Origin of the sequence: Methylibium sp. T29, assembly GCF_000576205.1 — a bacterium.
GTDB lineage: Bacteria > Pseudomonadota > Gammaproteobacteria > Burkholderiales > Burkholderiaceae_C > Methylibium > Methylibium petroleiphilum.
Genome location: NZ_AZND01000001.1, coordinates 1 through 19,091, shown reverse-complemented (window position 1 = coordinate 19,091; position 19,091 = coordinate 1). Strand labels below are relative to the sequence as shown.

Sequence of the window (19,091 nt, the reverse complement as noted above, 5' to 3'; positions counted from 1 at the left end):
TCAGCGTGGCGTGCCCAGCCAGCGCTCGGCCAGCCGCACCCACAGCGTTGCCCCGAGCGGGATCAGGTCGTCGTTGAAGTCGTAGCTCGGGTTGTGCAGCATGCAAGGGCCCAGGCCGTGTCCGCCCTCGCGGTGCGCGCCGTCGCCGTTGCCGATGACGAAATAGCAGCCGGGCCGGTGCTGCAGGTAGTAGCTGAAATCCTCGGCTCCCATCGTCGGCTCGAACTCCAGCACGTTCTCGGCGCCCACCACCTCGGTCATCACCGACTGCGCGAATGCGGTCTCCGCCGCATGGTTGATGGTGGGCGGATAGTTGCGCGAGAACTCGAAGCGGCAGCGCGTCTCGAAGGCCGCGCAGGTGGCGTCGGCGACGGTCCGCATGCGCTGCTCGATCAGGTCGAGCACCTCGGTCGTGAAGGTGCGCACGGTGCCGCGGATCTCGCAGCTGTCGGGCACGACATTGGTGGCCTCGCCGGTGTGGATCATCGTCACGGAGATCACGCCGGTGTCGAGCGGGCGCTTGTTGCGCGTGATGATGGTCTGGAAGGCCTGCACCATCTGGCAGGCCACCGGGACCGGATCGACACCGAGATGAGGCATCGCCGCGTGCGCGCCCTTGCCCTGGATGGTGATGCGGAACTCGTTGCTGCTCGCGAACACCGGGCCGGTCTTCAGCGCGAACTGGCCGACCTTCAGCCCAGGCCAGTTGTGGGCGCCGAACACGGCCTCCATCGGAAAGCGCTCGAACAGCCCCTCCTTGATCATCTCGCGCGCGCCGCCGCCGCCTTCCTCGGCCGGCTGGAAGATCAGGTAGACGGTGCCGTCGAAGTTCCGGTGCCTGGAGAAGTGCTGGGCGGCCGCGAGCAGCATCGCGGTGTGACCATCATGGCCGCAGGCGTGCATCTTGCCGGCGTGGCGGCTGGCGTGGGGGAAGGTGTTGTGCTCGGTGATCGGCAGCGCGTCGATGTCCGCACGCAGGCCGATCGCGCGGTCAGACGAGCCATTCTTGACGATGCCGACCACACCGGTCGTGCCCAGCCCGCGATGCACCGGGATACCCCAGTCACCCAGGGTCCGGGCGATCACGTCCGCGGTGCGGCGCTCCTCGAAGCACAGCTCGGGGTGGGCGTGCAGGTCTCGGCGGATCGCGGTGACCGCGGCACTGTCGGCGAGGATGGATTCGATCAACTGCATCGGCGTCTCCCCAGCGGGCGAAGATTCCACCTCGGCATGGTAATGCCGCGCCCGGCGACGCAGCCGCGACAGGGTCGTTCTGCAGCCTCCGCCGGCACGAGGCACACTCCATGCCGGGCCGGCCGAGACGCGGGCGGCAGGGAGGACCGCGATGAGAGGACGAAGCTTTGTCGGTGCCGCCGTGGCGTTCGGGGCGCTGGCCGCCGGCAGTGCGGCGCTGGCCCAGGTCGCCAATTACGGCTTCCTGCGCAACACGCCGATCAGCCGCTTCAACGAGCAGGATTTCAAGCTCTACCGTGCCGCCGTCACGCAGGCGCTGGCCGCGCCCGAACTGGGCGTGCCGGTGACCTGGCGCAACGACCGCAGCGGCAGCGAGGGGAGCGTCACGGCGCGCGAGGGCGAGCGCGCGGGTTGCCGCGTGGTGGTGATGGAGAACCGGCACAAGGCGCTCAGTGCCCGCAGCGAGCAGCAGCTCTGCAAGGTGGACGGCAAGTGGAAGGCGACGGCGGGCTGACCCGCAGCGTGCGCGGCGCCTGCCCGCACGACTGCCCCGACACCTGCGCGTTGCGCGTCACGGTGCGCGATGGCCGCGCGGTGAAGGTCCAGGGCGACGCCGACCACCCGACCACCCACGGCGCGCTGTGCACCAAGGTCTCGCGCTATCCCGAGCGCACCTACCACCCCGAGCGCGTGCTGCACCCGCTGCGGCGCGTCGGGCCCAAGGGCGCCGGGCGCTTCGAGCGGGTCGGCTGGGCCGAGGCGCTGGACGTCATCGCGACGCGCCTGCAGGCGATCGCTGCGCGCGACCCGCAGGCCATCGTGCCGTATAGCTATGCCGGCACGATGGGCTTGGTGCAGGGTGAAAGCATGGCCGCGCGCTTCTTCCACCGCCTGGGGGCCTCGCTGCTCGACCGCACCATCTGCGCCAGCGCCGGCGGCGAGGCGCTGACGGCGAGCTACGGTGCCAAGGTCGGCATGCACGTGGAGCACTTCGCCGAAGCGAAGCTGATCCTGATCTGGGGCAGCAACAGCATCGCGTCGAACCTGCACTTCTGGACCTACGCCCAGGCGGCCAAGCGCGCCGGCGCGAAGCTGGTCTGCATCGATCCGCGCCGCTCCGAGACCGCCGACAAGTGCCACCAGCACCTTGCGCTGCTGCCCGGCACCGACGGTGCGCTGGCGCTCGGCCTGATGCGCGAGCTGATCGTCAACGACTGGCTCGACCATGACTACATCGACCGCCACACCGAGGGCTGGCCAGCGCTGCGCGAGAAGGCACTCGCCTGGACGCCCGAGCGCACCGCCGCCGTCTGCGGCCTGGACGCCGAGCAGGTGCGTGGCCTGGCGCGTGACTACGGCGGCACACGGCCGGCCGCGATCCGCCTCAACTACGGCATGCAGCGCGTGCATGGCGGCGGCAACGCGGTGCGCCTGATCGCCACGCTGCCCTGCCTGATCGGCGCCTGGCGGCATCGCGCCGGCGGGTTGCTGCTGTCGAGCAGCGGCTGGTACCCGATCGACCACGGCGCCCTGCAGCGGCCCGAGCTGCTGGGCGCGCGCCGTCCGCGCACGATCAACATGAGCACCATCGGAGACGACCTGCTGCGCGAGAGCTCGGCCGGCTTCGGCCCGAAGATCGAGGCGCTGGTGGTCTACAACAGCAATCCGGTCGCGGTGGCGCCCGAATCGCCCCAGGTCGTGCGGGGCTTCGCGCGCGAGGATCTGTTCACCGTGGTGCTGGAGCACTTCCTCACCGACACCGCCGACCACGCCGACTTCGTGCTGCCCGCGACCACGCAGCTCGAGCACCTGGACGTGCACCGCAGCTACGGCCACACCTCGGTGCTGATCAACGAAGCGGCCGTCGCGCCGCTGGGCGAGGCGCTGCCCAACACCGAGATCTTCCGGCGCCTCGCCGCGCGCATGGGCTATGTCGACCCCTGCTTCGGCGACAGCGACGAGGCGATCGCCCGCCAGGCCTTCGGCCGCCACGTGCGCTTCGACGAGCTGCGTGAACACGGCTGGGTCCAGCTGCCGCTGCCCGAGGCGCCGTTCGCCGACGGCGGCTTCCCCACGCCGAGCGGGCGCTGCCGCATCGACGCGCCCGGCTGGGGCGTGCCCGACCACGTGCCCAACCACGAGTCGGCGCAGAGCACGCCCGAGCTCGCTGCGGCCTATCCGCTGGCGATGATCTCGCCGCCGGCGCGCAACTTCCTCAACTCCAGCTTCGTCAACGTGAAGAGCCTGCGCGACATCGAGGGCGAGCCGGTGCTGGAGATCCACCCGGGCGACGCGGCGCCGCGCGGCATCCACGATGGTGCGCTGGTGCGTGTCTTCAACGAGCGCGGCCAGTATTGGTGCAAGGCCGTGCTCAGCGAGCGGGCGCGCCCCGGTGTGGTCAACGGCCTGGGCATCTGGTGGCGCAAGCTCGGCGTGCGCGGCAGCAACGTGAACGAAGTCACCCACCAGAAGCTCACCGACCTCGGTCGGGCCCCGAGCTTCTACGACTGCCTGGTCGAGGTGCGCGCGGACTGAGCAGTCCGTCACGCGGCCGATGCGTCGCGTGGAAGTCCGGTCGCTGGCCAGCGCGGTGGCATGTGTCTTGCCACATTGCCGCGTCACCAGAACGTTGGGAATCCGTCTTGAAACCTGCTGTCCGTCGGGCCGCGCGTCCTCTCGCGTGCGCCGTCCTGCTCGCGAGCCTCGCGGCCGCCTCCCGCGCCGCCGACCCCACGACGATCGAACAGCTGAAGTCCGGGACCGACATGGTCTGGATGATGGCCGCCGGCGCCTGGTGTTCTTCATGCAGGCCGGCTTCGCGCTGCTGGAAAGCGGCATGAGCCGCGCCAAGAACGCGATCAACGTCATCATGAAGAACTACTGCGACACGTGCTTCGGCGCGGTCGCTTTCTGGGCCGTGGGCTTCGGCCTGATGTTCGGCGCCAATGCCAGCGGCTGGATCGGCACCGACCGCTTCCTGCCGCACGCGATGCCCGAGGCCGACTACGGGCTGCTGTTCTTCCAGATGATGTTCGCCGCCACCGCCGCCACCATCGTCAGCGGCGCGATCGCCGAGCGTGCGCGTTTCTGGGCCTACATCGTCAGCTCCGTGCTCATCACCGGGCTCATCTACCCGGTGTTCGGGTCCTGGGCCTGGGGCTCGCTGTTCTCCGGCCAGGGCTGGCTGCGCGAGATGGGCTTCATCGACTTCGCCGGATCGACCGTCGTGCACTCGGTGGGCGGCTGGTCGGCGCTCGCTGCCGTCCTGGTGATCGGGCCCCGGCTCGGACGCTTCGGACCCAACGGCGAGGCGCGCCCGATGCTCGGCCACAACCTCACCTCGGTGGCGCTCGGCGGGTTCATCCTGTGGCTGGGGTGGTTCGGCTTCAACGGCGGCAGCACCGCCGCGGCCACGGTGGGCATCGGCAAGATCGTGCTCAACACCCACCTGTCCGGCGCGGCGGGGGCGATCGGCGCTTTGGCGATGCTGGCGCTCGGCCGCCAGCCGGTGCTGATGACGGCGGCCGTCAACGGGAGCATCGCCGGCCTGGTCGGCGTCACCGCGGGCTGCCACGTGATGGAGCCGGCCTATGCGCTGCTCACCGGCTTCGTGGCCGGCGGGCTGAGCGTGCTGGCCGGCTGGCTGCTTGAGGCGGGTCGCATCGACGACGTGGTGGGAGCCGTCTCGGTGCATGCGGTCGGCGGCGTCTGGGGCACGCTGGCGGCCGGGCTGTTCAAGCACGACGCGATGTTCGACCTGCGGCAGCTCGGCGTGCAGGCGATCGGCTGCGGCGTCGCCTTCGTGTGGTCCTTCGGCACCGCGCTGCTGATGTACTGGCTGCTGGCCCGCAGCATGGGCCTGCGCGCCAGCACGCTCGACGAGCAGCGCGGCCTCGATTTCACCGAGCACTACGAGATCGGCTACCCCGAGTTCCAGCAGGACGCGGTGCACCGGGGCAAGCGATGAGCGGCGGTGCGTCGACGATGGCAAGCCGCGACAACGATCCGGTCACTGTGCGGCGTGCGCTGGCGCACGCGCTGGCCGAGTACCTGGAGGCGCCGCGCGTGCGCGACGCGGTGATGCTGTGGTGCCAGCAGTTCCAGGGGCGCGGCGCGCTGTTCCTCGGCCTGAGCCGCTACTGCCGGCAGATCGCCGACGGCTTCGGCCTGGCCGGCAAGGAAGCCGAGCTGCACCTCAGGATCTTCCGCGCGCTGCAGAGTGACCCGCGGCGCCTGCCGGACGATCCACTGTCCTCGCAACCCTTCGAGTCCACCGAGCCGGGCAGCCTGCCACCGGGCTCCGTCGCCCCGGTGGCGCCGCGGCTGGGCGAGGGGTGGCGGCCCTGCAGGCCTTCTTCGCGGCGATCGAGGCCCAGCTCTCGCGCGATCTGCCGGTCGGCCTGACGCCGGCGCGCGTGCGCCGCGCGCTGATCCGCCACGCGGCCAGCCTGCCGCGACCCAGCAGCACGCGGCGTCGCTGTGGTGGAGCGGGCAGGTGAGCACGCTCGATGGCGACTGGCCGGCCGGCGGCCATGGCACGCTGCTGATCAACGTGATGTACGTGGCACTCGCCGAACTGCTGGGGCCGGTGCGCGCGGACGCCTGCTTCACGCAGGCCGTCGACCGGCTCGAGGCCAGTGGTGTCCCGGCGCTGACCGGCATCCGCCGCTACCTGTAGCGCCCGCCGACCTGTCCGCATGGAGCCGTAGACTGCGCGCCATGCTGCTGCGCGCCCGGTCCTGGTGGTTCTCTCTTGTCGCGGTCGGCGCTGCGCTGGCGCTGCTGGGCGGCTGCGGCAGTGTCGCCTACCTCTCGCAATCGGTGCAGGGCCACCTCGGCGTGATGCGCGCCGCGAAGCCGGTCGATGACTGGCTGGCCGACGCCGGCACGCCGGCCGTGCTGCGCGAGCGCCTGCTGCTGAGCCAGCGCATGCGCGACTTCGCGGTCCAGGAGCTGGGCCTGCCCGACAACGCCAGCTACCGCCGCTATGCCGACCTCGGCCGGCCCGCCGTGGTGTGGAACGTGGTCGCGGCGCCCGAGCTGTCGCTGAGCCTGAAGACCTGGTGCTTCCCGGTGGTCGGCTGCGTCGGCTACCGCGGTTACTTCGACCGCGGCGCGGCCGACGCGCTGGCCGCCGAGTTGATGTCCCAGGGCCAGGAGGTCAGCGTCTACGGTGTGCCCGCCTATTCCACGCTCGGCAAGCTGCCCGGTGACTTCCTTGCCGACCCGCTGCTCAATACCTTCATCGGCTACCCCGAAGGCGAGCTGGCACGGCTGATCTTCCACGAGCTGGCGCACCAGGTGGCCTATGCGAAGGACGACACCGAGTTCAACGAAAGCTTCGCGACCGCGGTCGAACGCCTCGGCGGCGAGCGCTGGCTCGCGCAACGGGCCGACGCTGCGGCGCGCGAGGAGTACGAGCGCTTCGATGCGCGCCGCCGCGACTTCCGCACGCTCGTGCTCGCCACCCGCACGCAGCTCGACGCGCTGTACCGCGGGCCCGGCAGCGAAGCCGACAAGCGTGCCGGCAAGGCCGCGTTGATGGCGGAGATGCGCGCCGAGCACGCGCGCCTCAAGGCCGGTCCGTGGGCCGGCTACGGCGGCTACGACGCCTGGTTCGCGCGGGCCAACAACGCCAGCCTGGGCGTGCAGTCGGCCTACAACGCGCTGGTGCCGGGCTTCGAGGCACTGTTCGCCGCCGAGGGCAGCGACTTCTCGCGCTTCTACGCCGAGGTGCGGCGCCTCGCCAGCTTGCCGCAGGCCGAACGCCGCGCCACACTCGGAGCCGGCCGTCAGCTGCCACCGCCCTGAACCGAACCGAGTGTCTCCATGCCCGACATCGCCCTGCATCGCCCCCACCAGCTCGGCCTGAAGCGCGCCCGCGAGATCGCGTGGAAATGGGCCGAGGACGCCGAAGCCAAGTTCGGCATGGAATGCACGGTGGAGGAGGGCGATGACGAGGACGTGGTGCACTTCACGCGCAGCGGCGTGAACGGCACGCTGCTCGTGCGCAGCGATGCCTTCGAGCTCGCCGCGAAGCTGAGCTTCCTGCTCGGCGCCTTCCAGAAGACCATCGAGGGCGAGATCGAGAAGAACCTCGACGGCCTGCTGGCGGCGGAGCACAAGCGCGCCAAGGCGCCGGCTGCGGCGAAGAAGGCGGCGCGCAAGAAGACCTGACAAGGTCTGCACGTTTCATACGGCCTGTATGCGAGCGCTGAGCGGGCGCCGCGCCGGTCCACTGTGTTGCGTTCATGTCCCCCGAGCCCGCCCTCCGGCCGGGCTCTCCTCCTCTACTTCACTCCACACAGCGGCCCGTCACGGCGCTTCAATACACCGCGGTGTGCTGGGGTTGTGAAGCCTTCGCGTGCCGCGGTGGTGCGTGCGACCAGGGCATCGGGTGAATGGCGAAGTGAGGTAAAGGAGGAGCGGTCGGCCCGCGGGGCCGGCCCCGGGGGACACGAACGCAGCCGTTCACCCGATGCCCTGGTCAGCAGCGCTCACACGCTGCACATGCCAAGCGCGACTCCCTACTTCAGCGACTCGATCAACTCGATGTAATCCTGCTGCGCAGACTCGCCGGCGGTGCCCTTCAGTTCATTCCACGCGTCCCACTTCGCGCGACCCACCATGTCGGAGAAGCCGGGGCGCTTGCCGTCCACGTCGCCGGCGGTTGCCTGCTTGTAGAGGGCGTAGATCCTCAGCAAGGTCTGGTTGTCCGGCTTCTCCGGCAGGGTCTTGGACGCAGCGACGGCGGCATCGAAGCGGGCTTTCAGATCGGCCATGGAGCGCTCCTCGTGGGCAGGGGACAGCAGTGAAAATCAGATTGACGCTGTCGATCTTACCGAGCATCGTCGCGGCCAAAACCCGAGAACAACCCGAGGAGACCCTTGATGGCCACCGCCACGCCGGAGCGCATGTCGCGTGTCGATACCGCGTGGCTGCGCATGGACAATCCGTCCAACCTGATGATGATCCTGGGCGTGTGGCTGCTCGAGCCCGGCGTGTCGCATGCGGCGCTGTGCCAGCGCGTCGAGGAGCGCCTGCTGAAGTACAAGCGCTTCCGCCAGAAGGTGGTGGAGGACGCGATGGGCGCGAGCTGGGTCACCGATCGCAGCTTCGACCTGCAGCGCCACGTGCGCAGCGAGCGACTGGCGCCGCGCAAGGGACAGAGCCCGCGCCAAGCGCTGGAGGCGCGGGCCGCCGAGCTGGCGACCACCCCGCTCGACCCGGCCCACCCGCTGTGGCAGCTGCACCTGATCGAGGACTACCCCGACGTCGAGGGCCGGCGCGGCAGCGCGATGATCGCGCGCATCCACCATTGCATCGCCGACGGCATCGCGCTGATCTCGGTGATGCTGTCGATCACCGACGGCGGCAAGCCGCCGCCCGAGCGCGCACAGAAGCCCGACGACGAGAAGGACTGGCTGAGCGATGCGGTGCTCAAGCCGATCACCGACGTCGCGATCAAGGCCATCGGCCTCTACGGCGACGGCGTCGCCAAGTCCGTCGAGCTGCTGTCGAAGCCGCAGCAGCCGTTGTTCGGCTCGGTCGAGATGGCGCTCACCGGCGCCCAGATCGTCAAGGACGTCGCTGCGCTCGCGCTGATGCCCGACGACTCGCCGACGCGGCTCAAGGGCAAGCCCGGCACCAGCAAGCGCGTGGCGTGGTGCGAGCCGATCCCGCTGGACGACGTGCGCTCGGTCGGCAAGGCACTGGGCGCGTCGATCAACGACGTGCTGCTGGCCTGCGCCGCCGGTGCGATCGGCGGCTACCTCGAGGCAAAGGGCGACGACCCCACCGGCCAGGAGATCCGTGCGATGGTGCCGGTCAACCTGCGGCCGCTGGAGAAGGCGCATCAGCTGGGCAACCGCTTCGGCCTGGTGCCGCTGGTGCTGCCGATCGGCATCGCCAACCCGGTGCAGCGTGTCTACGCGGTGCGCCGCCGCATGAACGAGCTCAAGGGCAGCTACCAGCCGGTGCTCGCGTTCGGCGTGCTCGCCATCGCCGGGCTGCTGGTCAAGCCCGTGCAGCACGCGCTTCTGAACCTGTTCGCCAAGAAGGCGACGGCGGTCATGACCAACGTGCCCGGCCCGAAGGAGCCGCTGAAGTTCTGCGGTGCCACGCTGCGGCAGACCATGTTCTGGGTACCGCAGTCGGGCGACATCGGCATGGGCGTGTCCATCCTCTCCTACGGTGGCGGCGTGCAGTTCGGGCTGATCACCGACTCCACGCTGTGCCCGGACCCCGAGGCGATCATCGAGCGCTTCGCACCCGAGTTCGAGAAGCTGCTGCTGGTGACGCTGATGCTGCCGTGGGGCGAGTGAGGACGCCTCACGCACGCCCGGCGGTGGCGGTCACGGCGGCGTCGGCAGGCCGGCCAGGTAGCGCTCCGCCAGCGTCCGGTCGATGAAGCGCCGGGCATCGTCGACGTCGAAACGCTTGCCCTCGACCAGGCCCTCGGCGTACTCGAAGAAGGGCGCGAACAGCCCGCCCTGGTCGACCGGCGCACGCAGCGCGAAGCGCGGCTGGGCGCTGCCGATGCGGCGCCAGGCGGCGCGCACCTCGGCCCAGAACGGCTCGGTGCGCTCGAAGTAGGTCTGGCCGGCGCTGAAGTCGTGGCCGGTGATGCGCTCGTAGCGCGCCACGCCGTACTCGCGCGCCAGATAGGGCAGCGTCGCGCGTGGCCGGCCGCCATCGCCGAGCGCGAGCTTCAGGTTGTTCTCCTCCTGCACCCAGCCGCCGGGCGTGATGGTGTGGCGGTTGCTGCCGACCAGCACCTGGTAGTCGCTGCGGACGCTGAACTCGCGCCGCGGCAGCGGGCGCCAGGTCTCGTCGCTGATCCAGGTGGAGAAGCTGTCGCCGTGCTGCCAGCGCCCGCGCGCCGCGTAGCGCGGCGAGTCGTCGACCTGCAGCACGCTCTGCACCCAGCTGCCACTGCGTTCACCGGCCGGTACCGGCCGGCGCACCCAGGTGTTGCGGCCTTCGTAGGCGAGCAGGCTGTCGGCCTCGTAGCGCCACTCCTGCCGCCAGTGCCGCACGACGATGGGCTCGCTGACCTGGCCGTCCTGCATCTGCACCCGCATCACCAGGATGTGCTGCAGTGCGATGAAGTCGCCGCGGTCCTCGGACACGAACACCTGCTCGGTGCCCCAGCTCTGGTAGGGCGCGTCCGGCTTCAGCGCGGGATCGAAGCGCAGCACCTCGAGGAAGTCGAAGCTCACGCGGTAGGGACCGGCCATCGCGAGGATGGCGCGGCGGTCGCGCTCGCGCGCGCTGAGACCGGGCTCGCGCAGCCGCTTCCAGGCCTCGCTGGCCGCGGTGTCGAGCTCGACCGGCACGCCGCGCGTGCTGGCGCCGCGCGGCTTCAGTGCCGCCTCGCCGAGCGGCCAGGCGAAGATGAACTGGCTGGGTGCGGCGGCCGGAGCCGCCTCGGTGTAGGCCGCAGCGGCCCAGGGCAGGGTCAGCAGCGCAAGCAGGAACAGCAGTGCGGGGGACTTCTTCATGCGGCGCATTCTGTGCGCGTTCGCGCCGCCGGCCGCAATGCACCTGCCGAATGTCCGGGCTTGGCGCTCGCCCATGAAAACGGCGCCCCGGGGCGCCGTCCTGCATGGATCGGGTCAGGCTCAGAACTGGAAGGCCAGCCGCACGCCGCCCCAGTGGCGACCGTTGACGGTGACCGGTGCCGCGGCTTCCTTCATCAGCACGAAGTTGCCGCCGCCCATGTCGCGCCGGTAGGTCTGCAGCAGGAAGGGCCGGGTGTTGCGCGCCGACGCGAGGCCGGTGCGGTCGTTGAAGATGCGGCGGTAGCGGCTGTTCGCGGTGTTCCACACCGGATCGTTGCTGCGCTGCGGGTTGCAGTACTGGCGGTTGTGCGTGGCGACGTAGCCGTTGCGGTCGACCGCGATGCAGTAGACGACCTTCTGGTTCAGCGTCAGCAGGCGCTCCTGCACCTGCGGGAACAGCCGGTCGGCCAGCGCGACGAAGCGCGTGGTGTGCTGGGCCGGGTTGGTGCCGGGCACGGCCTGGTAGTTCTCGTCGAACAGGTCGGCGACGGCGATGGTGTTGGTGCGCAGCGCGTCCTCCAGCAGCTTGCTGATCTGCGAGGCCGCCTCCTGGACACCGCGGATGTAGGGCGTGTCGTCGGTGTCGATGCCGCAGTCGGCCACCACTTCGATCATGTTCTCGCTGACCTTCAGGAAGGCTTCGCTGCGCGCCGTGGCGCTGCCCAGCGTCTGGCTGGAGCGCTGCATCTCGCGGTCGATCGCGGCCATCTGCTCGTTCAGGCCGTCGCAGATCGTGCGGCTCTGCACCGCCGCGGCGCTGATGCTGCCGACCCCGCCCTGCACCTCGGCCAGCGCCCGGTGGAAGGCGCCTTGCGGCGCCTCGCCCTCGCGCAACTGGATCTCGCGCGCCAGCGCGCCGACGCGCTGGTCGAGCTCGGCCACGGTGCTCATGATCTGCTTCGACGAGGCCTCGACCTTGGCCGACAGGTCCTTCACCGCGTCGGCCACGACACCGAAGCCGCGTCCGGCCTCGCCGGCCCGGCCGGCCTCGACCGAGGCGTTGAACGCCACCAGGCGCGTCTGCAGCGCGATCTGCGTGATCTGTCCGGCCGCGGCCGCCACCTGGCGCAGCGTGTCGACGATACCGCCCACCTCGGTGCCCACCTGCTCCACCGCGGCGCGTGCGCGCTCCACGGCCTTCAGGCTCTCGGTGGTGGTGGTACCGATGCCCCTTGCGCGCGCTGCACCTCGCCCAGCTGGCTGCCGAGCGTCTGCAGTGCCTGGACCTGGCGCTGGTTGACCTGGTTGCTGTCCTCGATCAGGCCGCGCACCTCGGCCGCGTCACGGCCGAGACGGGAGGCCGCCTGGGCGATGCTCTGCACCGCCTGGCGCAGGTCGGGAGCTGGCGCCGCGACGGGTGCCGGGTCGGTGGCAGCGGCCGCGCTCGGGGTCTTCTTGAACAGGCTCAGCATGGTTGTCTCGTGCTCGCTTCTTTTTGGGGTTCAGTGGTCGCGCAGCTTGGCGCGCAGGCGCGCGATCGACTGGCTGTGCAGCTGGCAGACGCGCGATTCGGTCACGCCCAGCACTGCGGCGATCTCCTTGAGGTTCATGTCCTGCTCGTAGTACATCCCCATCACGAACTGCTCGCGCTCGGGCAGGGTCTTGATGGCCTCGATCAGCGCCAGGCGCATGCGATGGTCCTGCAGCAGGGCCACCGGGTTCTCGTTCTCGTCGGCCACGTGGCGGTCGAGGAAATCGTTGTCGCCATCGTCGCCGGACATGTCCTCCAGATAGACGAGCTGCGTGCCGCGCACCTTGCCCAGCAGCTCCTGGTAGTCGGCGAGCGACAGGCCCATCTGCTTGGCGATCTCGCTCTCCGCCGGCGCGCGGCCGAGCTGCTGCTGCAGCTTGTGCACCGCGACCTCGATCTCGCGCTGCTGCTTGCGGTTGCCGCGGCTCATCCAGTCGCTGCCGCGCAGCTCGTCGAGCATCGCGCCACGGATGCGCTGGGTGGCGAAGGTCTCGAACTGCACGCCCTGCGCACTGTCGAAGCGCGACATCGCGTCGGTGAGGCCGATCAGGCCGACCTGGATCAGGTCGTCGATCTCCACGTTGGCCGGCAGCTTGGCAATCATCTGGTGCGCAAGACGACGCACCAGCGGGCTGTACTGCTTGATCATGGCGTTCGTTTCGAGGCGACCGGTGGCGGTGTACATGTCGGGCTCCAGGCGGTGTTCGGCGGTTCGTTCGGTCTTCGATCGGGGATTCAGCGCGACCGCGGCAGGCGCGAGCCCAGCGACGGCAGCGCGGAGCGTGCGCCGATCTCGCCGGCCAGTGCGCCGAACACGCTGTCGCTCACGGTGTGCGGCAGTGCGCAGGCGAGCTGTTCACGTGCCAGGCGCTTCAGCCGCAGGCTCGGGCCATCGGTGGGCGCCTCGGCCGGGTCGACGGCCACCCAGTCGTGCAGCGTGGCCCCCAGGAAGTCGTCGGCGCAGCGCGCCATGCGTTCGGCCACCTTGGCCGCGCGCGGCGAATCGGGCGGGGCGCTGAACAGCAGGTCGTGCGTCAGCAAGGCGGCGCGCGTCGCCAGCAGCTTGATGGCCGCATAAGCGTGCGTGACGCTGTCGGGCTGCTCGTCGCACAGGACGATGGGGCGCACCGTGGCCGCCTGCAGCTCCTGAACGCGACGCGCGAACAGACGGGCCAGTTCGGCAGCGCTGGCATGCACCAGCAGCACATCGATGTCGGGAGCGGCTTCGGAAATGGCGTCGAGGAAGCCGGAGGTCGAGCCGCTCGCATCCACGAAGCGCAGCGTCAGGCCGCCGGCAGCGAGGTAGCTCACGTGCGGGCTCAGCGTCTCCACGCCCTCTGCGAGGTCGAAGCTCGCCAGCTCGGCTGGTGCGCGGGCGTTCTCGCCGGCGTCGACCACGAGCGTGCGCAGACCCTGCTCGGCGTAGGCGCTGCACAGGCGCTCCAGCAGGGCGCCGCCGAAGGCGATCTTCGGGTTGGACACCACCGGGATGCAGCGCATCGTGCGGCTCACGAACAGGCGGCGCAGGCCCTGGGCCTGGTCGGCCGGTGCGGGGTGGGTCGGCAGATCGTCGAGCTGGTTGTACCAGCTGTCGGTGGCGGGGCGGCAGGCGCGGCGGGGCAGGTCGGTGGACATGGCGGCAGCGGGGTCGTCGGGATCGGGAAGCTCAGGCGCGGCCGGCCGGTACGGGGCGGCGTTCCGTCATCTGCGGCGTGGCGAACACCAGGTTCATCTCGCTCGCGTCGAAGTTGTAGGCCGGGCTGCCGGTGGCGCGCAGCGCGCGGTGCACCAGGGCCTGACCCGACAGGCGATGCCAGTCCTCGGGCACTCGCTGGCCGTTGGCCACCGCGACGATCTTCTGCTTGTGGCGGATCACGGCGTCGAGTGCCGGCGCCAGCTTCACGGCCTCGTCGAGCTTGGACAGCACGATGCCCTTGCAGGCGGCGGCACGGTAGGAGGTCATCACGTCGTCGATGGTCTCGCCCTGCACGGCGGTGTTGACCACCAGCAGCTTGTTGATCGAAGGGTGCGCCAGCATGTCGAGCAGTTCGCGCGTGCGGGTGTCGCGCTGGGCGACGCCGGCGGTGTCGATCAGCACCATCTTCTTGGCCGACAGCAGCTCCAGCAGGTCTTCCAGCGCGGTGCGGTCGTGGGCGGTGTGCACCGGCACGCCGAGGATGCGGCCGTAGGCGCGCAGCTGTTCGTGGGCACCGAGACGGTAGCGTCGAGGGTGATCAGGCCGAGGTTGGACGCGCCATGCCGGGTGGCGAAGGCGGCGGCCAGCTTGGCGGTCGACGTGGTCTTGCCGACGCCGGTGGCGCCGATCATCGCGAACACGCCGCCCTGGTCCTCGATCGGCAGCTCGCGCTCGCCGGTCATCAGGTTGCGCTCCAGCACGCTGGCGGCCCAGGCCTGCTCGTCGCCGACGTCGGCCGTCATGCCAGCCACCAGCTTGCGGATCAGCACCGGCGAGAAGCCGCACTCGAGCAGCTTCTGGGTCAGCTTGGCCTGAGCGGGCTCGCGCTGCAGCTTCTCCATGAAGGCCAGCGCGCCGAAGCGCTCCTCGATCAGCCCCTTCATCGAGCGCAGCTCGCTCAGCATCGTGGCATCGGCCTGGGCCTCGCGCAGGATCGGCGGGCTGGCGGTGGCGGACTGTGTCTGGCGGCCGTAGACCACCTGCTCGCGCAGCACCGGCATGGTGGCGGCCTGCTGGCTGGCGATCCGGTGCTGCACGGCATCGACCGCCGCGTCGACCGCATCGTCGTCGTCCAGATCCTGGGCGTACAGCGTCGCCTGGGCGGCGGCACGGGCCGGCGCCATCGGGGCGACGTTGAGGGTCGGCTCGGTGCGTTCCTCGCGCAGCGCTTCGCCGCGCAACGCGGCCTCGCGCTTCTTCAGCATGCGGTCGCGCACGTAGTCCTGGAAGGACAGCGTGCTCATCGACAGTTGTTCCACGTCCTGCTGCACATCGTCGGCCGTCGCGGAACGGCCACCCTTGGCGGCCTTGACCGGCTTCGCGGGCTTGGCGGGCGCCGGCTGCGCGGCGGCGGCCTGCTGCTGCACGGCGGCCTGGCGCTCGACCGCGGCCAGCGCGCCCGGCGCCATCGCCAGCATCTCGATGCCTTCGGGGCAGGGCTTGGTCGACAGCACCACGGCGTCGTCGCCGAGGGCCTGGCGCATCTTGGTCATCGCGTCGCGCGAGGTACGGCCTGTGAAGCGTTGGACGTTCATGCGGAGCCTCTGGGTCGGGGTCTGTCAGGGGGGCGGATCAAGCGGCGGCGCCGATGATCGAGCCGATGCGGATCGAATGGGTGTCTGGGATCTCGCTGTGCGAGAGCACACGCAGCCGCGGCGCGGCGCGCTTGAGCAAACGGGCGATGGGCACGCGGATCGCATCGGGCACCAGCAGGCAGGCCGGGTGGCCCAGGTCCTCCTGGCGCTTGGCGGAGTCGGCGGCGGAACGGGTCAGGATGTCGGCCATGCTGGGGTCCAGCACCGGGCCGTTCTGCGAGGTCAGGGCCTGCGACAGCAGGCGCTCGAGGTCGGGCTCGATGGCGATCACCTCGAGCTCGCGCACCGGGCCGTAGATCTGCTGCACGATCGCAGGCGCCAGTGCCACGCGGATGCGGCGCGACAGCTCCTGCGGGTCGTTGGCGAGGTTGGGGTTGGCGCCGACGTGCTCGGCCAGCGCTTCCACCACCGAGCGCATGTCGCGGATGTGCACGCCTTCCTCCAGCAGCAGCTGGAGCAGTTTCTGGAGGGCGGCGATGGGGACCATCTTCGGGACCACGTCTTCGATGAGTTTGGGTGCCAACTTCGTCACATGCTCGACCAGCTGCTGCGTTTCCACGCGGCCCAGCAGGCGCGCTGCATTCACTTGCATCAAGTGTGAGAGGTGGGTCGCCACCACGGTCGAGCAATCAACGACCGTATAGCCGGCCATTTGCGCCGCTTCGCGCTGGCGCTCCTCGATCCACGTGGCGGGCAGGCCGAAGGCCGGGTCGGTGGTGGTGGTACCGATCAACGGCGTGCTGGCGTGGCCGGGGTTGATGGCCATCAGCATGCCGGGGAAGGCTTCTCCCTCGCCGATCACGGCGCCGCGCAGCGTGAGCCGGTACATGCTGGGGCGCAGCTCGAGGTTGTCGCGGATGTGCACCGACGGCGGCAGGAAGCCCACGTCCTGCGCGAACTTGCGGCGCACGCCCTTGATGCGCGTCATCAGGTCGCCCTGGCGTTCCTTGTCCACCAGCGCGATGAGGCGGTAGCCCACTTCCAGGCCAGCGTGTCGACCGGCTGCAGGTCGTCCCAGCTGGCCTCGCGTCGGGGGCCGGGCCGGCCGCGGCGGCCGGCCTGGGGGGCGCCAGCTTGGCGCGCTGCTCGCGCTGGTGCATCAGCCATGCGACGTAGCCGAGCGCGCTCGCGATCAGCAGGAACACGAAGTGCGGCATGCCCGGGATCACGCCCAGCAGCCCGATCACGCCGGCCACGATGCCCACCGACTTGGGCGTCTTGAACATCTGGCCCATGATCTGTTCGCCGACGTCCTGCTCCTTGCCGACGCGCGACACCACCATGGCGGCCGCCACCGAGATCAGCAGGGCCGGGATCTGCGCCACCAGCGCGTCGCCGATGGCCAGCAGGATGTAGCTGTCGGCGGCCTTGCCGGCGCTGAGGTCGTGCTGGACCACGCCGATGATGAAGCCGCCCACGATGTTGATGAACAGGATCAGCATGCCGGCGATCGCGTCGCCGCGCACGAACTTGCTGGCACCGTCCATGGAGCCGAAGAACTCCGCCTCGTTGCCCACCTCGGCGCGACGGCGCTTGGCCTCCTTCTCGTCGATCAGGCCGGCGTTCAGGTCGGCGTCGATCGCCATTTGCTTGCCGGGCATCGCGTCCAGGGTGAAGCGCGCGCCGACCTCGGCGATGCGCTCGGCGCCCTTGGTCACCACGATGAAGTTGATGACCACCAGGATCGCGAACACGATGATGCCGACCGCGAAGTTGCCGCCGATCAGGAAGTGGCCGAAGCTCTCGATCACCGCGCCGGCGGCGCCCGGGCCGGTGTGGCCTTCCATCAGCACCACGCGCGACGAGGCCACGTTCAGCGACAGCCGCAGCAGCGTGGTCAGCAGGATCACCGCCGGGAAGGCCGAGAAGTCCAGCGGCTTGACCATGTAGGCCGACACCATCATCACCATCAGCGCGATCGCGATGTTGAAGGTGAACAGCAGGTCCAGCGCCAGCGGCGGCAGCGGCAGCACCATCATCGCCAGCACCATCAGCACCAGCAGCGGCACTGCCAGGCTGCGGATCATGCGGGCGTTGGGACCCAGCCAGGCCTGGACTTGGGAGAGCATCGGGTTCATGCCGGGACCTCAGCGCTTTCTGCGGAAGACGGTTTGTTGTGCGGGTCGAGCTCGGCGGGCACCGGCAGCTCGGGCAGTTCGCCCGGCAGCGGTGCCTTGCCGGCCAGCGCGGCGCGCAGCTGGTACACATAGGCCAGCACCTGGGCCACCGCGGTGTAGAGCGCGATCGGAATCTCGCGGTCGAGCTCGGCGTGCGCGTACAGGGCACGCGCCAGCACCGGGGCCTGCAGTACCGGCACCTTGGAGTCCTTGGCGAGGTCGCGGATGCGCATCGCCATCAGGTCGGCGCCCTTGGCGACCACGCGCGGGGCACCGCCCCGGCCTTCCTCGTACTTCAGCGCGACCGCATAGTGGGTCGGGTTCATCACCACCAGGTCGGCCTTGGGCACGGCGGCGAGCATGCGGCGGTTGGCCATCTCGCGCATGCGCGCCTTGACCTTGGCCTTGACCTCGACGTTGCCCTCGTTCTCCTTGTGCTCCTGCTTCATTTCCTGGTGGCTCATCTTCAGCCGCTTGGCGTGCTGGAAGCGCTGCAGTGGCACGTCGATCAGGCGAACACGGCCAGCGCGAGCAGCAGGAACATCAGCCGTAGAGCACGTCGTTGCCGGCCTGGGCCAGCGCCGTGGGCAGCGGCAGTGTCAGCGTGCTGGTGAACTGGAAGACGTTCTGCGACAGATAGAAGGCACCGACCAGCCCGATCACCAGCGCCAGCACGCAGCTGCGTACGGTGTCCACCAGGCGGTCGGCCGACAGCATGCGCGGGAGACCGGTCAGGGGGTTGAGCTTGCTGAACTTGGGCTCGATCGCCTTGAGCGTGAAGTTCCAGCCGCCGACCGTGAGGCTGCTCGCCAGCGCCGCCAGCACCATCACCGCCCCGATCGGCAGCATCGCCCACGCGAACTGCACGCCCAGTTCGGCCAGGCGCTCGGACATGCTGGCGGTGCCGTTGAGGGTGCCGGCATCGAAGCGCAGGCCGCTCTGCAGCAGCCGCGTCATCCAGCCGGTGGCGGTGGGAGCCATCGCCGCCAGCAGGGCGATGCCGGCCGCCACGGCCGCGAAGTGACCGAGGTCGCGCGAGCGCGGCACCTGCCCGTCTTCACGCGCCTTCTTCAGCTTGCGTTCTGACGCGGGCAGGTTGCGGTCTTGGGCGCCTTGATCGGCCATGGTTCCTCGGAAGAGTCCTGAAGGAGGATTCTTCCGGGAGGCCGCGAAAACTTGAGCGAGATAAGCGGGGCAGGGACCGTGCTTTTCCGGTCGCGGGCCGAATGCCGCCCTGAATGCGAACGGCGCTCCTGAGAGCGCCGCGAGGAAGAAGCCTGGGGTTCGCCGGGCCTCAGGCCTTCACCACCCCGCTGTGCGCGGCCAGCGCTGCTGCGCCGCGTGCGTTGTAGACGGCTGCTTCGCGCGGGATCAGCACCTCGATCGCGCGGTCGAGGGCCGCGGTGGCGCGCGCCAGCGTGTCGCGTTGCGAGGCGACCTGGCCGCTGGCCTGGG

Annotated in this window: 19 protein-coding genes and 1 pseudogene; 8 read left to right on the top strand and 12 right to left on the bottom strand. The window is 70.1% G+C overall.

What is annotated here, in order from left to right:
• Positions 1 to 1,194, bottom strand: a complete 1,194-nt coding sequence (locus x551_RS00085; protein ID WP_036247234.1) for a M20 aminoacylase family protein — start codon at positions 1,192 to 1,194, stop codon at positions 1 to 3.
• A 151-nt stretch (positions 1,195 to 1,345) separates the two neighbouring features.
• Between x551_RS00085 and x551_RS00080 the strand changes: the two genes are divergently transcribed.
• From x551_RS00080 to x551_RS00050, 7 genes are all read left to right on the top strand, one after another.
• Positions 1,346 to 1,708, top strand: coding sequence for a hypothetical protein (locus x551_RS00080; protein ID WP_129448524.1), 363 nt, complete (start codon positions 1,346 to 1,348; stop codon positions 1,706 to 1,708).
• Positions 1,687 to 3,729: a molybdopterin oxidoreductase family protein gene (locus x551_RS00075; RefSeq protein WP_036231338.1), complete on the top strand. Its 2,043-nt coding sequence runs from the start codon at positions 1,687 to 1,689 to the stop codon at positions 3,727 to 3,729. The genes x551_RS00080 and x551_RS00075 overlap by 22 nt, the downstream gene beginning before the upstream one ends.
• 268 nt (positions 3,730 to 3,997) lie before the next feature.
• Positions 3,998 to 5,161, top strand: coding sequence for an ammonium transporter (locus x551_RS00070; RefSeq protein ID WP_197028760.1), 1,164 nt, complete (start codon positions 3,998 to 4,000; stop codon positions 5,159 to 5,161).
• A 17-nt stretch (positions 5,162 to 5,178) separates the two neighbouring features.
• A complete protein-coding gene (locus tag x551_RS00065; RefSeq protein WP_161727909.1) occupies positions 5,179 to 5,598 on the top strand; it encodes a hypothetical protein in 420 nt (139 codons plus the stop codon).
• A gap of 91 nt (positions 5,599 to 5,689) precedes the next feature.
• A complete protein-coding gene (locus x551_RS00060; RefSeq protein ID WP_036247227.1) occupies positions 5,690 to 5,872 on the top strand; it encodes a hypothetical protein in 183 nt (60 codons plus the stop codon).
• 41 nt (positions 5,873 to 5,913) lie between these two features.
• Entirely contained in the window at positions 5,914 to 7,005 is a 1,092-nt protein-coding gene (locus x551_RS00055) for an aminopeptidase (RefSeq protein ID WP_051495636.1), read from the top strand.
• 18 nt (positions 7,006 to 7,023) lie between these two features.
• Positions 7,024 to 7,371, top strand: a complete 348-nt coding sequence (locus tag x551_RS00050) for a polyhydroxyalkanoic acid system family protein (RefSeq protein WP_011830662.1) — start codon at positions 7,024 to 7,026, stop codon at positions 7,369 to 7,371.
• A gap of 350 nt (positions 7,372 to 7,721) precedes the next feature.
• On the opposite strand, the gene x551_RS00045 is transcribed toward x551_RS00050, so the two are convergent.
• Complete coding sequence (locus x551_RS00045) at positions 7,722 to 7,976, bottom strand: acyl-CoA-binding protein (RefSeq protein WP_011830661.1); 255 nt, start codon at positions 7,974 to 7,976, stop codon at positions 7,722 to 7,724.
• A gap of 108 nt (positions 7,977 to 8,084) precedes the next feature.
• On the opposite strand from x551_RS00045, the gene x551_RS00040 reads away from it, so the two are divergent.
• Positions 8,085 to 9,518 (top strand): wax ester/triacylglycerol synthase family O-acyltransferase, encoded by a 1,434-nt coding sequence (locus x551_RS00040; protein ID WP_036231336.1) that lies wholly within the window; start codon positions 8,085 to 8,087, stop codon positions 9,516 to 9,518.
• Positions 9,519 to 9,548: 30 nt separating this feature from the next.
• Here the strand turns inward: x551_RS00040 and x551_RS00035 are convergent, their stop codons facing one another.
• From x551_RS00035 to x551_RS26665, 10 genes and pseudogenes are all read right to left on the bottom strand, one after another.
• Positions 9,549 to 10,697 (bottom strand): DUF6607 family protein, encoded by a 1,149-nt coding sequence (locus x551_RS00035; protein ID WP_231497581.1) that lies wholly within the window; start codon positions 10,695 to 10,697, stop codon positions 9,549 to 9,551.
• Positions 10,698 to 10,817: 120 nt separating this feature from the next.
• Positions 10,818 to 11,891 (bottom strand): methyl-accepting chemotaxis protein, encoded by a 1,074-nt coding sequence (locus x551_RS00030; protein WP_231497580.1) that lies wholly within the window; start codon positions 11,889 to 11,891, stop codon positions 10,818 to 10,820.
• Positions 11,892 to 11,896: 5 nt separating this feature from the next.
• The gene (locus x551_RS26680; protein WP_231497579.1) at positions 11,897 to 12,169 is read right to left on the bottom strand and encodes a hypothetical protein; all 273 of its coding nucleotides are present in this window, start codon (positions 12,167 to 12,169) and stop codon (positions 11,897 to 11,899) included.
• Positions 12,170 to 12,199: 30 nt separating this feature from the next.
• Complete coding sequence (locus x551_RS00025) at positions 12,200 to 12,913, bottom strand: RNA polymerase sigma factor FliA (RefSeq protein ID WP_011830657.1); 714 nt, start codon at positions 12,911 to 12,913, stop codon at positions 12,200 to 12,202.
• A 50-nt stretch (positions 12,914 to 12,963) separates the two neighbouring features.
• Positions 12,964 to 13,863 carry an antiactivator of flagellar biosynthesis gene (locus x551_RS00020; protein ID WP_011830656.1) on the bottom strand — a complete coding sequence of 300 codons (900 nt, stop codon included), beginning with the start codon at positions 13,861 to 13,863 and terminating at the stop codon, positions 12,964 to 12,966.
• Between the two features lie 31 nt (positions 13,864 to 13,894).
• Positions 13,895 to 14,392: a hypothetical protein gene (locus tag x551_RS26675; RefSeq protein ID WP_253950253.1), complete on the bottom strand. Its 498-nt coding sequence runs from the start codon at positions 14,390 to 14,392 to the stop codon at positions 13,895 to 13,897.
• Positions 14,320 to 15,459 (bottom strand): hypothetical protein, encoded by a 1,140-nt coding sequence (locus x551_RS00015; protein ID WP_253950252.1) that lies wholly within the window; start codon positions 15,457 to 15,459, stop codon positions 14,320 to 14,322. Before x551_RS00015 ends, x551_RS26675 begins: the two co-directional genes overlap by 73 nt.
• Before the next feature lie 37 nt (positions 15,460 to 15,496).
• A pseudogene (flhA, locus tag x551_RS00010) lies at positions 15,497 to 17,597 on the bottom strand (flagellar biosynthesis protein FlhA).
• On the bottom strand, positions 17,594 to 18,139 hold the full coding sequence (locus x551_RS26670) for an EscU/YscU/HrcU family type III secretion system export apparatus switch protein (RefSeq protein WP_253950251.1): 546 nt from the start codon (positions 18,137 to 18,139) through the stop codon (positions 17,594 to 17,596). The pseudogene flhA and the gene x551_RS26670 overlap by 4 nt, the downstream one beginning before the upstream one ends.
• A gap of 40 nt (positions 18,140 to 18,179) precedes the next feature.
• Positions 18,180 to 18,761 carry an EscU/YscU/HrcU family type III secretion system export apparatus switch protein gene (locus tag x551_RS26665; protein ID WP_253950250.1) on the bottom strand — a complete coding sequence of 194 codons (582 nt, stop codon included), beginning with the start codon at positions 18,759 to 18,761 and terminating at the stop codon, positions 18,180 to 18,182.
• Positions 18,762 to 19,091: the final 330 nt, after the last annotated feature.

Excerpts from the sequence above, each read along its gene's own strand:
- x551_RS00085 (WP_036247234.1), bottom strand. The coding sequence starts at position 1,194 with ATGCAGTTGATCGAATCCATCCTCGCCGACAGTGCCGCGGTCACCGCG.
- x551_RS00080 (WP_129448524.1), top strand. The coding sequence starts at position 1,346 with ATGAGAGGACGAAGCTTTGTCGGTGCCGCCGTGGCGTTCGGGGCGCTG.
- x551_RS00070 (WP_197028760.1), top strand. The coding sequence starts at position 3,998 with ATGCAGGCCGGCTTCGCGCTGCTGGAAAGCGGCATGAGCCGCGCCAAG.
- x551_RS00065 (WP_161727909.1), top strand. The coding sequence starts at position 5,179 with ATGGCAAGCCGCGACAACGATCCGGTCACTGTGCGGCGTGCGCTGGCG.
- x551_RS00055 (WP_051495636.1), top strand. The coding sequence starts at position 5,914 with ATGCTGCTGCGCGCCCGGTCCTGGTGGTTCTCTCTTGTCGCGGTCGGC.
- x551_RS00050 (WP_011830662.1), top strand. The coding sequence starts at position 7,024 with ATGCCCGACATCGCCCTGCATCGCCCCCACCAGCTCGGCCTGAAGCGC.
- x551_RS00045 (WP_011830661.1), bottom strand. The coding sequence starts at position 7,976 with ATGGCCGATCTGAAAGCCCGCTTCGATGCCGCCGTCGCTGCGTCCAAG.
- x551_RS00040 (WP_036231336.1), top strand. The coding sequence starts at position 8,085 with ATGGCCACCGCCACGCCGGAGCGCATGTCGCGTGTCGATACCGCGTGG.
- x551_RS00035 (WP_231497581.1), bottom strand. The coding sequence starts at position 10,697 with ATGAAGAAGTCCCCCGCACTGCTGTTCCTGCTTGCGCTGCTGACCCTG.
- x551_RS26680 (WP_231497579.1), bottom strand. The coding sequence starts at position 12,169 with ATGCTGAGCCTGTTCAAGAAGACCCCGAGCGCGGCCGCTGCCACCGAC.
- x551_RS00025 (WP_011830657.1), bottom strand. The coding sequence starts at position 12,913 with ATGTACACCGCCACCGGTCGCCTCGAAACGAACGCCATGATCAAGCAG.
- x551_RS00020 (WP_011830656.1), bottom strand. The coding sequence starts at position 13,863 with ATGTCCACCGACCTGCCCCGCCGCGCCTGCCGCCCCGCCACCGACAGC.
- x551_RS00015 (WP_253950252.1), bottom strand. The coding sequence starts at position 15,459 with ATGAACGTCCAACGCTTCACAGGCCGTACCTCGCGCGACGCGATGACC.
- x551_RS26665 (WP_253950250.1), bottom strand. The coding sequence starts at position 18,761 with ATGGCCGATCAAGGCGCCCAAGACCGCAACCTGCCCGCGTCAGAACGC.